The sequence below is a fragment of the Photobacterium pectinilyticum genome (assembly GCF_024357955.1).
GTDB classification, from domain to species: Bacteria; Pseudomonadota; Gammaproteobacteria; order Enterobacterales; family Vibrionaceae; genus Photobacterium; species Photobacterium pectinilyticum.
The window spans coordinates 1-14617 of record NZ_JANEYT010000042.1; the positions used below are offsets into that span (position 1 = coordinate 1).

Consider the following 14617-nt stretch of genomic DNA (forward strand, 5'->3'; position numbering starts at 1 on the left):
CATTTATTCAGGTATTCAAACAGCACCGATGCCTCAACGTTTACTTAAATTAGCTGAGGCTCGGTGGTAATCAGGTATCCATATGTCTTACGTCTCGAGGGGGAAAACCAATCATTTGTTTAAACTTGGTAGAAAAATAATTGCTATCTTGATAACCAACATCAAATGCGACTTCGGTAATAGATTTATCGGTGTTGTTTAATAATGCTAACGCTCTGCATGCTCTGGCATAATGAAAATAGCCACTGTAACTCATCCCGGTCAAACGACGAATAGTTTTTGATAAATATCGAGGAGACAGTTCAACTTCCTTGGATATCATCTCGATATCCCAACCTTGGACATGATGGCAACGAATCATATTGAGCGCTAAGAGCACTCGATCATCTTTTGACAATGTACAACAATCACGAATACGTCCACGCCACAATTCAACTACCAACTGCTGGAACAATATCTTAGCCATCAGCTTTGATTCCGGCGTATTTTCATGAGACTCTTTATCTAATTTATCAATGATCTCTTGCACACACTGTAAGGTAAAATTATCGATAAACCAACCTTCATCACCATCATCAGGGATACAGCCCCTTAAGTCCGCACCTAGATGTAGCTTATCCGTATCATAGAGGATATTACTCAAATAAAGATCTTCGACATCTTCAAACAAATGGCTATCATTACGGTTTACAAAACATACATAATTTTTACTGAGACTCATTGGAACACCATTAAGAACATGGCAACCATGCCCTTCTGATACCACAATAATCTCACTAAAGGAGTGCGAGTGTTCAGGAAACGGCTCTTGAGGGCTACGCAACTCTGTTGTAATTGCGCAACTTGAATCAAGAAAAAACTCCTTAGCTTCCAAATGTATCATTCCCACTCCTTATTATTTTAATCATCAAGCAACTACATTTAATAGTAAAGCAATAAACTCACGCACAAACCGTGACTACTTTACAATTTAAAGGTCTCTTTTAGATTCTGCATATCTTCGTCGCTAACGCCTTCAGGCATAAAGCCAGCACTTAAACAACCAAGGAACAATTTGGCACCTTTGTTGGCAACATCGATAAAATCGAAGGCTTGTAGTGCGTCCACTCCAGTGGCCACGGCCCCATGCTTCTCCCATATCGCGACATCATGGTTTCGCAATTTTTCTGTCGTCCCATCCGCAATAGCCTGACTACCTGGCATGCAATATGGAACAATACCAATCCCCTTAGGAACAAATGCGCGTACTTCTGGTAGCATTTGCCAACACATCTGGGTGTAAAGCTCATCGTTATGCGCATAATCAGGGTGGTGAGACAGTATAATCAATTCCAGCGGGTGCGTGTGGACCACACAACGATCGGCCATACCTCGTTGCTGCTTATCCATAATGATCTCCACATGAGATATGAATTCACTCGTCGGTGAATAGTTATCCTGCTGCCGCCCTCCCCAAAGAATATGGTAGCCTTCCGCTTGATCATCGATCCGCAGTACACAACCTGCTTTATCAGGTTCATTTAGCTCACGAATGCGCTCTCCTGTACCTTTAACAAAAAAGATATGTCCGGCACTCTCTGCTGGAAAGCGAAACTCACCCACCGATTGCAGTTGGCAATGCGGAAAGACTGACAGATCAGTAGGCAATTCTCCAAAAATCTCGGTTAAGTCAACAGAGATATTACCACCGTTTCTTTCCGCCCATTCTCGACGCCAGAGGTAAGAAGCGACCTCGGAGACTTTATCTATTTCGTGCTGCACTTGTTCATTTAGTGCGATGTTATTCATGACCTCAACCCTTATCATTTACTTTGCTAGCATTGTTTTAAAAATCAGCATTAAGCTAAATAAAATACCGAACTCAACTCAATCGAGCATGGTGATGTATCAGGATTCGTTTCCATAATATCCTGCATGTAATGCCACCACTCTTTACATACTTGAGTTTTTGCGATCTGTTGCCATTGAAATTCCGACTCAATTTCAACATATGCAAATAGCTGGCTTGTTTTTTTCTCAAGGAAGATGGAATAATTACTTGCCCCATGTTGACGCAAAGTCGCCGCCAACTCTGGCCATATTTCATCATGCCGACGCTGGTATTCTTGTGCAAATCCAGGGCGTAATTGCATTATTGATGCCTTTCTTATTTTTTCACTTGCCATACATTTTCTCCATAAATAAGTAAGATGCTGAATTAAACACGTCGTTTTTCTGCAAAAAACTTAATTAAGGTTGGGAGTGCGATGACACCGATCAACATGGAGCCAATAATAATCGACATAATAATGCCTGGTATATTCAACAACCCTAAGCCCACAGTGACTAACCCCATTAAGAAAACTGAAATCACCACACCAATAATCGTGCCAGAGCCACCAAGAATACTTACCCCACCAAGTACGACCATAGTCACAATATTTAACTCCCACCCTAACGCAATCGTGGGGCGGGTACTGCCTAAACGGGACGTCAACATGATTGAAGCAACGGCACTAAAAAATCCAACCAGCGTAAATAAAATCAATTTGTGGTTCGCAACATTAATCCCTGAGTAAAACGCAGCGGTTGGGTTATTTCCTATTGCATAAGTGCGGCGGCCAAAGTTTGTTTTCTGCAACAACACATAAAACAACACCGCCAACAAACAGAAAACCACAAACTCAAAGCTAAACACGTAAAATACATAACCCTGACCGAAATATTCAAATGCCGGAGGGTAGTCACGGATCGCTTGATCACCCAGAAGAATGTAGGCAATACCACGAAATAAGCTCATCGTACCTATGGTCACGACAATAGAAGGAATATTGAGTCGCGTAACTAATAGGCCATTAAACAAACCGCAGCAAACACCTACCGCTAACCCCACTAAACAAATGAGCTCTACACCAACCCCAGCTTGCGCTGTATACCCCATCGCCACCGAGCACAACGCAATAATCGACGCAACTGAGATATCTATCTCCCGAACAATAATTACTAACGCTAACGGAAGAGCAATGATCGCTTTTTCGGTGAAGTTAAATGTCGCATCCGACAATGTCCATGGATCTAAAAAGTACGGAGAAGCCATACAATTAAGTAAAAACACCACCACCGCAGTTAGTAATAGCAATGCTTCCCAGCTCTTCGCCCACGTAGGTAAATGCCACCCCGCCTGCTTAGCACTATTTTCAATCACAGCCTTATTTACGCTATCCATTGTTATTCTCCTTTTTATCACTAAGGTGCGTTTTGCACGGCTTTTTTGAGGATAATCCGGCCCAACTTCCTCTCAGAGCGTGAGTTTGCGACCACGGCAATTATTATCACGGCACCTGAAATAGCCATCTGCCAGAATGGCGATACCCCAATAACGGGCAAGGCGTTATTAATCACACCAAGGAAAAGCGCCCCTAACACACACCCCAGCACCGTGCCAGTCCCACCAGCAATACTAACCCCACCGATGACACACGCCGCAACGACCTGTAACTCAAAACCATTTGCAATGTCGACATACGCAACGGCATAACGTGAAATCCACAAATAGCTGGCAATACCAGCCATAAAACCGGCGATAGAAAAAGCAACAAACTGCTTCTTACCAACATCAATTCCCACATAATGAGCGGCTGTTGGACTATTTCCCGCCGCATAAATATTACGCCCCATACGGCGATGACGAGCAAAATAGTAACAACACGCAATAACCACTACCGAACACCAGCCAAGCACGGGTAGCCCAAATATTTCTGTTCGAGGGATAGCAATATAGGTCTCACTCATTTGGTGGGCGTTAATCCATTGCCCGTCACTAAGTAAAAACACACAACCTCGATAAATACTCATGGTACCTAATGACACAACAATGGCTGGGATCTTGGCTTTCCAAACCAAAAAACCATTAAACATACCCAGCAACGTGCCTAAGCCGGCACAAAGGAGTATGATCAATGGGACGGGAAATTGCGGATAAGCGGCATTAATCATTGCTCCAACCATGCCCGTTAAGGCCACATTTGCAGCAATAGACAGATCAATGCAGCGGGTAATAATAACGAACATTTGCCCCAGTGCGAGGATAATCAGAATAGATGTATCGTTATATACGTTAAATAAATTCCCCACCCCCACAAAGTCGGGGACAATTAATCCAATCGCGGCGATCAGTAGCAGAATGACTCCCCCTAATAATGCCTCTCGATTCTTTAATAATTCTTTCATTACGCGACTCCCGTTAATCCCGTTGCGGCACTGACGATTGATTCGGCACAAAATTCGTGGCGTGCATATTCCTTGACCATTAAGCCTTCACGCATCACGATAATACGGTCCGCCATACCCATCACTTCCGGTAATTCCGACGACACCATAATCACAGCAAGCCCTTCCCGGGTTAATTCCGACATGAATTCATGAACCGCCGCTTTTGAGCCAATATCAATTCCCTTCGTGGGTTCATCTAAGATGATCACTTGAGGCCGCGTTGCAAGCCATTTGCCGATCACCACCTTTTGCTGATTACCACCAGAGAGATTCTCAACCTTTTCATACCAATTCGGCGCCTTTACCCGTAAACGGTTGGCATACGTCTCAGCTAGCGCATACTCACGCTGTTCATCCAGCAAACCATTTGGGTTGATTTTCTCGAGCTGTGGTAAACCGATATTTTGGAAGATTGGGAACTCAAGCACGGTACCCTGAGCTTGCCGCTCCTCTGGTACGTAGACGATACCCGCCTTAATTGCATCACTGGGGGATTTTATCTTGATACGTTGTTTATCAAGCTTTACTTCGCCATTAGCAAGATTACTGACGCCAAACAACGATTGCATAAGCTCAGTACGCCCAGCCCCCACTAAGCCATAAAAGCCAAGGATTTCGCCTTCATGTAACTCAAAACTAATATCGTCAAACTCTGTAGGATGCGAATAATGACTGACTGATAACACTGTATCGCCAATCTCGTTGTCTACTTTTGGGTACGCATTTTCAATCGAACGCCCGACCATCATAGTAACGAGCTCCGATTCTTGCGTGCCACTGATCTGCCCAGCCCCGACATAACAACCATCCCGAAATACGCAATAGTTATCTGCAATGCGAAAAATCTCGTCAAACTTGTGGCTAATAAACAAAATCGCACAGCCTTTTTGCTTAAGGCGTTCAACTATGGCATAAAAATCTTCAATTTCTCGATGCGATAATGCAGCGGTAGGTTCATCCAAAACCACAACACGCGCGTCAAAAGACAAGGCTCGGGCAATCGCGACCATATGGCGTTGACCAATACTAAGATCTTTCAATATGGCTCGTGGATTTAGTGGCGCATCTATCTCTTGCAATATTTCGACGCTACGACGTTCCATTTCTCGCCAATTCAGTCTTTTTGAAGAGTGCATCAGGTGATGGCCAACAAAAATGTTTTCAGCCACACTCAGTTCATCAAATAACACCGTTTCTTGGTGAATGGCTGTGATCCCTAACTTGCGCGCATCGTCAGGGGTGGAAAGCGTGATCTGCTCGGCGTCGAGATAAAGCTGACCTTGTGTTGGGGTATATATCCCCGTCATTACTTTTACTAAGGTTGATTTCCCCGCCCCATTTTCACCAACAAGGGCTGTAACCTTGCCGGCATAAAGATCTAACTTCACGTTGTCCAGCGCCTTGACCCCAGGAAAGTGCTTACTTATCTTACGCAAAGAAAATACTGGCTGATTTGCATCCATTCTCCATCTCCTCATTAAGCCTACGTTGGTATTAGAGCGGGAAGCTTCCCGCTCCTGTACCTTCTCAACGATTAGAAAATACTCGCAAATTTATGAACATTAGAGCTGTCATAAACAAACGGCGCAGCCATTGCAGCATTGCCTTCATTATCTAGACTTGCTTTACCCAAGCGCCCCATATTGACTTGCGTTTTTGACGCAGTACCTTTTACCAGGTCATAGCTGATCATGGTTGCGGCGTATCCAAGATCAATGGGGTTCCAAATAGCAAAACTCTTAACGACCCCCGAATCGACGTGACCCGCTAGCTCTGAAGGTAAACCAAGGCCAGTCACATAAACTTCACCGGCTTTGTTCATATCTCTAACTGCTTGTGCCGCAGCCACAATACCTACCGAAGTTGGTGCAACAATCACTTTAAGATCTGGGTAGGAATTGATAAGCCCTTGAGTTTCACGGTAACTCTTGTCAGCTAAATCATCCCCATAAACAATAGAAACCAGGTTCAAATCTGGGTACTGAGGCAGTACCTTCTGCATCTCTTCAATCCAGATATTTTGATTAGTCGCCGTCGGCGTTGCGCTTAACACCGCAATATCGCCCGCCTTGCCGCCCACTTCTTGTCGCGCAACCTCGGCGAGTTCAATGTTCATTTTCCCAATCAACTCATTACTTGACGGGTTGAGGTGTACTGCACGCCCAGCTGGTGCAACGCCAGAGTCGAATGACACCACTTTAATACCGCGTTGCTGCGCTCGCTTTAACACTGGAACTAATGCATCTGTATCATTGGCTGAGATAGCAATTGCATCTACGCGTTGGGCGATTAACGAGTTAATAATCTCAATCTGACCTTCTGCAGTTGGTGTCACAGGACCGGTGTAGATAATTTTCACATCACCAAGCTCACTAGCCGCTTCTTTAGCGCCTTCATGAGCAGCCTCAAAAAAGCCATTTCCGAGAGATTTAACCACAAGGCCAATACGTACTTCGTCAGCCTGTACCATACCAGTAGCGAAAACACTTAATACAAGTAGGGAACTTTTCATCACGTTTTTCATTCGGATATACTCCGTGTCTAGTTATTATTAAATAATTAATTTTCTATTGCTTACGATGCGTATAGAGCACTCCGACACACGTCTGTGCCCATATCTACGCACTTATCTTCTTAGTAATACTTCTGCTTCATATTGTTTCACTTGTTCTAACCAGGCACTCCCAACCGGTACGCCTTGCTCCATACAGTAGTAATCCCATACGGCCGTCCAAGGCAGTGATTTGCTCTCCTCCATCAAGGCTAAACGGGTGGTGTAATCACCATTCAATTCCGCTTGTTTTAGTTGGGTATTCGGCTCGAGTAATGCTTTAAGTAGGGCTTTACGCATATTGCGAGTACCAATGACCCAGGCAGCAATACGGTTGATTGACGCATCAAAGAAATCCAAACCGATAGTGACGCGGTCTAAAAGGTTATTACGAACAATTTCATTAGCAATGGCCTGCGTTTCATCATCAAGTAGCACCACGTGGTCACTATCCCAGCGTACTGGACGACTGACATGCAGCAGCAGCTTTTCGACATACAGCGATGCCGCTGAGATCTTATCGGAGATCACTTCGGTAGGATGGAAATGTCCTGCATCCAGACATAAAGCAACATTGCGCGAGGCAGCGTAACCAAAGTAAAACTCATTGGAGCCTGCGGTATAAGCTTCAGTACCAATACCAAACAACTTCGATTCCACCGCATCAATGTGATACTCGACTGGCAAGGGTTCGGCGATGATTTCATCCAAAGCCGCCATCAAACGCTTACGTGGAGCCAAACGATCGGCTGGCAAATCTTTGTAGCCATCAGGGATCCAAATATTCATCGTGGAAGGCGAACCCAGCTCTTTACCAAAATATGCTGAGATATCACGACACGCCTTGCAATGGTCAATCCAGAACTGTCGGATTTCATCATCAGGATGAGTAAGAGTGAAATTGTCAGCACTCAATGGGTGTGAAAAACAGGTTGGATTGAAATCCAAACCTATTTCGACACGCTTGGCCCATTCAACCCAATTCGCAAAGTGCTTAGGTTGGATTTCATTGCGTTCTACAGGTTGATCCGCTTCAAGGTAGATCGCATGTAAATTGAGCCGCAGTGAACCGGGGATCATAGTCATTGCCTCAAAGACATCACGACGTAGCTCCTCTGCCGAAGTAGCTTTACCCGGGTAATTTCCTGTCGCCTGAATACCGCCAGTCAGTGACCCTTCTGGATTCTCAAACCCAGCCACATCATCTCCCTGCCAACAATGCATTGAGATAGAAATGTCATTAACCGTTTTTAATGCTGCATCAACATCGATATCCAATTGCTCAAACTGACGCTTAGCCAGTTGATAAGCATTCAATATGTTCTCTCGCTCGTCCATAATTCTCTCTCTTTGATTATCTCTCACCGCTGCTTTCTTGCTCGTTACTTAACATGTTCGAAATAACGACGTGATACAGCAACATCCGCATTTACCCTTCTGCACAGCAAACATCTTGCTCTACGAGCTCTGTATTACACAGGGCTATAAACCTTTGCCACTGTTCAGAAAACAGGGCCTCTCCTTCCGGGTGGTAAGTGGTTATCGTGAATGAATCACGAACCAACCGCCGCGCAGCATCAACGCCACTGAGTGCTTGTAGAGCAATGAGTTGTCCACACAAGTTACCCACCACTGAAGCTTCAATCGGACCGGCCCACACCGGACAACCACATGCATCGGCACACCACTGGTTTAATAAGGCGTTCTGACTTCCACCACCAACAATATGAATACCTTCTAGCGGTTGTTCACTCAGTGCATTTAACCCCACCCAGACACTGCGGTACTGCAACGCCAAACTTTCTAATACACAGCGAATTAACGCCCCTGGTGATTGCGGAGTTGGCTGTTCGGTTTGATAGCAAAAAGCTTGTACCGCCTCTACCATGGAAGGTGGGTTAAGGAACATGGCATGATCAGGATTGATCAAGCTGACAAATGCTGGCGCAGTTTCGGCCAATGACACTAAATCTGAAAAACTGTAGGATTCAAGTTCGTGCTGAATACGTTGTACAATCCACAGCCCCATAATATTTTTCAGTACACGAAAGCGCCCTTCAGCGCCACCTTCATTCGTAATATTGAGTTGCTGCGCCTGAGCATTAACGAGTGGGGATAGGCTCTCCATCCCCATTAATGACCAAGTCCCTGAGCTAAGATATGCCGCCTTACGACAGTCAAAAGGAACTGCAAGAACCGCAGAGGCGGTATCATGGCTTGCCACCGACGCAAAAGGAATTTCAACATCAAACCTTTCACTACGATAATGACTAATTAATCGATTGGGTGCTTGAATAGGTAATAACCATTGGCGAGGAATAGCTAAATCATCAAGTATCGACGACCATTCACCTGTATGACAATCAACCATTTGTGATGTAGTGGCATTGGTGAATTCACAATTTTTTTGTCCAGTTAAGCGAAAACCTAAATAGTCAGGAATAAACTGCAAACAATCAACGTCGTCGAGCCAACACGGTTGCTGTTGTATTAGCGTCACAAGTTGATAAAGCGTATTAAAAGACAGAAACTGTATACCGGATTGCTTATAAATCGCATCACCACCAATCTGCGCTATCACCTTATCCATGACACCTTTGGTACGCTCATCACGGTATGTAACGGGTAAGCCAAGCATTCCACCATTTCTATCGGTTAAGACAAAATCTACGCCCCAACTGTCAATAGCAATACAATCAGGTAGAATACCGGCTTGTAATATTTTATCTATACCCGTCTTTATTTCTTTAAGTAAACTCTCAATGTCCCAACAAATATGATTTTCACACTTAATAGGGTTATTTATAAATCGGTGATATTCACTCAGAGATAGTTTTTTTCCATCATAAACACCCAGAATTACTCTCCCGCTCCCAGCGCCCAAATCAATTGCAATCAGATTTTTCATGCTGCCTCCTCAAACTATATATTGAGGATAATTTTTTGCTGTTTAGATAACCTTTAGAGTATTTACCGTCCAAGTACGATAAGTAGTCAATAATCAAAGAGAGCCCGTATTCAGGTCACAATATTAACTTAAAGCGACGTCTCTAAAATCTCTGGACTTGGATTAGCAATAACGCAATGATTACAAAGAACCCCCTTATCTTTAACCCGTTCACACGCAATCTCCACCGCCGATTGCACAGCAGAAACATCTCCGTTTAGTGTCACAACACCTTTACCACCAATCGCCATTGCCAATTGGATATCCATTAACTGAACATCACTGGCCTTTACTGCTGCATCAGCAGCTTCAATCACTGCAGCTATAGAGAAGGTTTCAATCACACCTAATGCGCCGCCACGAGGTATCTCGCTAGTACCTGAAATGGCCAAGAAAACATCCGGATGGATATTAGAGATGATGGCCTCATCAATCACATCACCACCTCCGGCTTGTAGTCCATGCTCAACCGCTGCCCTTACCGCGCCAATATCACCATTGACTAAAACAATAAATTTACCGGGACAGGTAGTGCGATGAAACACGATACTCACGTTAGCCGCTTTAACCATGGCATCAGCGACCTGATATCCCCTGGCAATGGAGTTCAATTCAATACAGCCTATTGCGTTGTTCATTTTCACTCTCCCGTCCCCTCAATGACAATTTGATCAGAGACGCTTATAACTTGCCCATCAATGCTGGCATGCATTGCGACACTCAAACTATCTGCCGCTGCACGTGCCACCATATCTCCTTTCTTAACCTGCTGCCCAACCTCAACAATGGACTCCGCTGGACGTCCAATATGTTGCTGAAGAGAAATAGAAACCTGTTTAACGACGGGAAAGTTTTGCAAATATTCGGCTGGACGCTGGTAGTAGTCCAACACTTCTAGACGACGCATCAAACGAGATGTTGCAACACCACGATACGCTTTAAGAGGGTGAACTTGTAAAGTATTAGCCTGAAGTTGCTGTGGGCTGCGCATCAAGTTTTGCGCGCCTAGTCCTTGCTTAGCAAGGCGACAAATACGCTGAGGATCGGCGCCTTCGGGGCAAGACCACATGGTGCACAGATTACAGCCGCAACAAGGTTGCGCTGCCTGAGCATGGTTCGTATCGGCCATAAGGGCAGCACGCATCGCCTTTCTCGGATCAACCGGGTAACCAAGCAAGGCCCGAGGACAAAGTGCAGTGCACTGTCCACACTGATCACAGGCTGAACGGGCAATTTTCACTGCCTGAGCATCGCTACGCTCCTTAATTTTTGCCACACGGCTCTGCGCTTTGAGTATCAACAGTCCACTCGAGGTTTTGGTCAAAGGCTTAAATACATCACGGGTAACACTACCCATCATCGGCCCCCCTTCGATGATCACATAATCGTCGCAGGTGATACGCCCGGCAAGAGCGATGGCATCAGCATAACGCATACCAACGGGGAGGCGCGCGGTGAAGGGGCGCTCTACTTCTCCATGTACAGTAACCATGGTTTCCGTCACTGGCTTATCCTGACTAGCCCAATAGACGTTGATTAATGATTCGACATTATTAACCACGATACCAATATCTTTCGGAAGTCCACCCGCAGGGATACGCTGACCTGTTGCACGATAAACCAATTCAACCTCATCCCCGGCAGGATAAGTATCTTCCATTTCCAAGATTGAGATTGAAGCAGGCAATAACGGACGCAACGTGGTAATTGTTTGACTATTTTTTTTCTTGATGCCAATAATCCCACGCGACGCCCCCACCTGCGCCATGACCATTTCCATTCCTTTTATCAAGGCCTGGCTATCCTGCAGCATCAGAAACTGATCCTTATTGAGTAAGGGTTCACATTCCGCGCCGTTGGCTATCAAGGTATCAACGTGGCAGTTAAGTTTCATATAAATAGGAAAGCCTGCGCCGCCCGCACCTACCACACCTGCACTTTGAAGTTGTTGCAAGAAAGGATTCATCCATAACCTCCGGTAACACATCCAATCTACATCTGCTCTCTTAGGGCTATAAGCGTCGCCCTAAGAGAGAACAAGTCATCAGAGTGACTGCATGTACAAGGCGAGTACTTCATCAGCCGTCATTGCGACTGGGTTACCCCCAGCACATGGGTCAGCCATGGCACTGGCCACCCACTGCTTAACATCTTCCTCTGTCACACCCAACCCACTAAACCCGCGCGGAATACCAACCCGTTCGTTCAAATCTCGAATGGCATTGACCGCAACAATACTCGCTTCCTCGTCGCTCATTGCACTAACATCGCAACCCAATGCCACCGCCAACTTGGCAAAGGCGGCAACGCGATGTGGACGGTTAAATTCACACACAATCGGCAACAAGATGGCATTACACACACCATGAGGGAGGTTCTTATGTGCACCCGCCGGGTGTGCCATTGCATGTACCATACCCAAGCCCGCACTGTTAAATGCCATGCCAGCAAGAAACTGTCCCAGCGCCATCATTTCGCGCGCCTCAACGTTTGAACCATCTTCGACAGCATGAGGCAGATATTGAGCAATTAAGCGCACCGATTCCAAGGCTGAATGATTAGTTAGAATATGCGCACCAACCGACACATAGGCCTCAACGGCATGGGTCAATGCATCCATACCCGTAGCTGCTGTCACATCCGCAGGCAAACCAAGCATAATGCTCGGGTCATTCACCGACACATCGGGGATAATATTGCTGTCGATAATTACGCATTTCACTTTATTCGCTTCATCAGTAATTACCGCATTACTAGTCACTTCAGCAGCCGTACCCGCTGTAGTATTGATCGCGTATAGTGGCACTCCGGCATGCTTAACCATGCCGACACCGGTATAATCTGTTATTGGTCGAGGATTAGCCGACAATATTTTTACTGCCTTCGCTGTATCAATTGCACTTCCTCCACCAAAAGCGATGATATAGCTAGCACCACTCTCCATAAAATATTCATATGCTTTATCAACAACAGCGACTGTAGGGTTAGGAATAGTGTCATTAAAACACGTGTATGAAAGACCACTTTGATCTAGTTGCTCACACAATGGCTTCAGAAGACCTAATTTCTCTAATGCAGAATCAGCAATAATCAATCCATGGCCCGGCTCACTGCCTGCCAACTTCATGACCATTTCATTAATTGCATTTTCACCAGAAATATTGATTTTTGGGAATGCGAGTGTAAACGCCATAATATACTCCATTAATACATAAATTATTATATTTAAAAACAGTCGGCTTTAATTAAGATCAAAAGCCAATCAATTCAATAGTTTCTCTTGCAATCATTCGTTGCTCGTCTGTATTGATAACCATGACTTTGGTATTACTGTCTTCAGTATTTATAAATAAGCTATTATTATTATTTTCTTCTTCATCAATACTAATTCCCATAAAGCCGAGAGAATCAGTAATATTTTTCCTAATTATTGATGAGTTTTCACCGATTCCCCCTGTAAAGACAAGGATATCGATACCATTTAGAAGAGCCGCATAAGCACCAATCGTCTCAATAACTCTACCTTCAAACATTTGAAGTGCTAAAGCAGCTCTAGAGTGCCCTAACTCACCCGCTTCTTCTAACACACGGCAATCATCTGACATCCCTGAAACCCCCAGCAAACCAGAAGCATTGTTCATCATTTCACTGACATCTCGATTGCTCATCGGTGTATTAGTGGCTAAATAAATCGGTAAGGAAGGATCGATATCACCGCAGCGTGTCCCCATCATTAGTCCTGCTAAAGGGGTAAAACCCATGCTCGTCGCAACCGATTTTCCTCCTTTAATAGCGCAAATACTCGCACCACTGCCAAGATGGCAAGATATCACCCGAGTGGGTTTATCTGCGGAACAATGCTCTGTGACATACGTACTGATATATTGATGACTGATACCGTGAAAGCCGAATCGACGAATTCCATAACGTTCATACAATTCATACGGCAGAGGATAAAGGAACTGCACTTCGTCCAAAGTCTGATGATAAGCAGTATCAAACACAGCAACATGTACAGCATTAGGCAAAGTGGCTTCAAAAGCCTCAATACAAAGAAGATTAATTGGATTGTGAATCGGGGCTAATTTGGTCAACTCTGCTATGGTATTTTTTACCTGGCTATTAATAATTACAGGCTGAGAGTAATGCTCACCACCATGCGCAACTCGGTGTCCAATATAATCAATGTCTTCTAAGGAATTAATAATACTTTGCTGGATAAGAAAAGTTATCAAGTAATCAACAGCATAAGCAAAATCACATTCAGTGAGTGTTTCCTCATACTTTTTTGTGCCTATTCTGACGATAAATCTCGTTGACGAGGAGCACACTCCATCAAAATACCCAGAAATTAGGCAGTGCTCTTCTGGCATATTAAATAACTGAAATTTCAGTGATGAACTTCCACCATTCACTGATAAAACATTTTTGTTCATTTATCTTCCTTGTGGATATTTACTGATTTAACTATGTAGATATAAACATCAGTTATTGAATATTTAAGTTCGAGTTAAAGGGCAAACTGCAAAATTCATTACCCCACCTAATGTTTCTCTTACTTGCTCTAACGCATACTCGACGGAGGACATATCTCCTTTTATCACTACCGAACCATTACCTTCATCGATTTGTTCTACACTAACTGAACCTGATTTAGTTGCTAAATCAGCCGCAATAATCGCTGCCTCGCTAGGAGAAATAGTAATCAAACCAATTGCGTTACCTTCAAGACGATAATTCAGTGCCTTTACCACCTCAATGCCGGGATTTGCAATTAAGTGAATTAAGGATACTTCTTTCCCAGGTACATATTCCTGAATGACCCTTTCTTGGTGGCTACGCATTATTCGTTCCTTCCGGTTTATTAT

The 14617-nt window shown here is 44.5% G+C and carries 14 protein-coding genes; all 14 read right to left on the bottom strand.

What is annotated here, in order from left to right; translation table 11 throughout:
• Positions 1-70: 70 nt before the first annotated feature.
• Positions 71-883, bottom strand: a complete 813-nt coding sequence (locus NHN17_RS16510; protein ID WP_255043726.1) for a helix-turn-helix domain-containing protein — start codon at positions 881-883, stop codon at positions 71-73.
• 80 nt (positions 884-963) lie between these two features.
• Entirely contained in the window at positions 964-1788 is an 825-nt protein-coding gene (gene rhaD, locus NHN17_RS16515) for a rhamnulose-1-phosphate aldolase (RefSeq protein WP_255043727.1), read from the bottom strand.
• Between the two features lie 50 nt (positions 1789-1838).
• Entirely contained in the window at positions 1839-2165 is a 327-nt protein-coding gene (gene rhaM, locus NHN17_RS16520; RefSeq protein WP_255043728.1) for an L-rhamnose mutarotase, read from the bottom strand.
• A gap of 32 nt (positions 2166-2197) precedes the next feature.
• Entirely contained in the window at positions 2198-3205 is a 1008-nt protein-coding gene (locus NHN17_RS16525) for an ABC transporter permease (protein WP_255043729.1), read from the bottom strand.
• A gap of 20 nt (positions 3206-3225) precedes the next feature.
• Positions 3226-4209, bottom strand: a complete 984-nt coding sequence (locus tag NHN17_RS16530; RefSeq protein ID WP_255043730.1) for an ABC transporter permease — start codon at positions 4207-4209, stop codon at positions 3226-3228.
• The gene (locus tag NHN17_RS16535) at positions 4209-5714 is read right to left on the bottom strand and encodes a sugar ABC transporter ATP-binding protein (RefSeq protein ID WP_255043731.1); all 1506 of its coding nucleotides are present in this window, start codon (positions 5712-5714) and stop codon (positions 4209-4211) included. Before NHN17_RS16535 ends, NHN17_RS16530 begins: the two co-directional genes overlap by 1 nt.
• A 71-nt stretch (positions 5715-5785) precedes the next feature.
• Positions 5786-6763, bottom strand: a complete 978-nt coding sequence (rhaS, locus tag NHN17_RS16540; RefSeq protein ID WP_255043733.1) for a rhamnose ABC transporter substrate-binding protein — start codon at positions 6761-6763, stop codon at positions 5786-5788.
• A 114-nt stretch (positions 6764-6877) separates the two neighbouring features.
• On the bottom strand, positions 6878-8140 hold the full coding sequence (rhaA, locus tag NHN17_RS16545; RefSeq protein ID WP_255043735.1) for an L-rhamnose isomerase: 1263 nt from the start codon (positions 8138-8140) through the stop codon (positions 6878-6880).
• Positions 8141-8231: 91 nt separating this feature from the next.
• Positions 8232-9710 carry a rhamnulokinase gene (gene rhaB / locus NHN17_RS16550; protein WP_255043736.1) on the bottom strand — a complete coding sequence of 493 codons (1479 nt, stop codon included), beginning with the start codon at positions 9708-9710 and terminating at the stop codon, positions 8232-8234.
• Between the two features lie 128 nt (positions 9711-9838).
• Entirely contained in the window at positions 9839-10387 is a 549-nt protein-coding gene (locus tag NHN17_RS16555) for a BMC domain-containing protein (protein ID WP_255043737.1), read from the bottom strand.
• A 2-nt stretch (positions 10388-10389) separates the two neighbouring features.
• On the bottom strand, positions 10390-11715 hold the full coding sequence (locus tag NHN17_RS16560) for a 4Fe-4S dicluster domain-containing protein (protein ID WP_255043738.1): 1326 nt from the start codon (positions 11713-11715) through the stop codon (positions 10390-10392).
• A 78-nt stretch (positions 11716-11793) separates the two neighbouring features.
• Positions 11794-12942 carry an iron-containing alcohol dehydrogenase gene (locus NHN17_RS16565; protein ID WP_255043739.1) on the bottom strand — a complete coding sequence of 383 codons (1149 nt, stop codon included), beginning with the start codon at positions 12940-12942 and terminating at the stop codon, positions 11794-11796.
• Positions 12943-13000: 58 nt separating this feature from the next.
• Positions 13001-14185 (bottom strand): acetate/propionate family kinase, encoded by a 1185-nt coding sequence (locus tag NHN17_RS16570; RefSeq protein WP_255043740.1) that lies wholly within the window; start codon positions 14183-14185, stop codon positions 13001-13003.
• A gap of 63 nt (positions 14186-14248) precedes the next feature.
• Entirely contained in the window at positions 14249-14593 is a 345-nt protein-coding gene (locus NHN17_RS16575; RefSeq protein WP_255043741.1) for a BMC domain-containing protein, read from the bottom strand.
• Between the last annotated feature and the right edge of the window lie 24 nt (positions 14594-14617).

Coding starts and splice junctions, on each gene's coding strand:
- NHN17_RS16510 (WP_255043726.1), bottom strand. CDS start 883: ATGATACATTTGGAAGCTAAGGAGTTTTTTCTTGATTCAAGTTGCGCA.
- rhaD (WP_255043727.1), bottom strand. CDS start 1,788: ATGAATAACATCGCACTAAATGAACAAGTGCAGCACGAAATAGATAAA.
- rhaM (WP_255043728.1), bottom strand. CDS start 2,165: ATGGCAAGTGAAAAAATAAGAAAGGCATCAATAATGCAATTACGCCCT.
- NHN17_RS16525 (WP_255043729.1), bottom strand. CDS start 3,205: ATGGATAGCGTAAATAAGGCTGTGATTGAAAATAGTGCTAAGCAGGCG.
- NHN17_RS16530 (WP_255043730.1), bottom strand. CDS start 4,209: ATGAAAGAATTATTAAAGAATCGAGAGGCATTATTAGGGGGAGTCATT.
- NHN17_RS16535 (WP_255043731.1), bottom strand. CDS start 5,714: ATGGATGCAAATCAGCCAGTATTTTCTTTGCGTAAGATAAGTAAGCAC.
- rhaS (WP_255043733.1), bottom strand. CDS start 6,763: ATGAAAAGTTCCCTACTTGTATTAAGTGTTTTCGCTACTGGTATGGTA.
- rhaA (WP_255043735.1), bottom strand. CDS start 8,140: ATGGACGAGCGAGAGAACATATTGAATGCTTATCAACTGGCTAAGCGT.
- rhaB (WP_255043736.1), bottom strand. CDS start 9,710: ATGAAAAATCTGATTGCAATTGATTTGGGCGCTGGGAGCGGGAGAGTA.
- NHN17_RS16555 (WP_255043737.1), bottom strand. CDS start 10,387: ATGAACAACGCAATAGGCTGTATTGAATTGAACTCCATTGCCAGGGGA.
- NHN17_RS16560 (WP_255043738.1), bottom strand. CDS start 11,715: ATGAATCCTTTCTTGCAACAACTTCAAAGTGCAGGTGTGGTAGGTGCG.
- NHN17_RS16565 (WP_255043739.1), bottom strand. CDS start 12,942: ATGGCGTTTACACTCGCATTCCCAAAAATCAATATTTCTGGTGAAAAT.
- NHN17_RS16570 (WP_255043740.1), bottom strand. CDS start 14,185: ATGAACAAAAATGTTTTATCAGTGAATGGTGGAAGTTCATCACTGAAA.
- NHN17_RS16575 (WP_255043741.1), bottom strand. CDS start 14,593: ATGCGTAGCCACCAAGAAAGGGTCATTCAGGAATATGTACCTGGGAAA.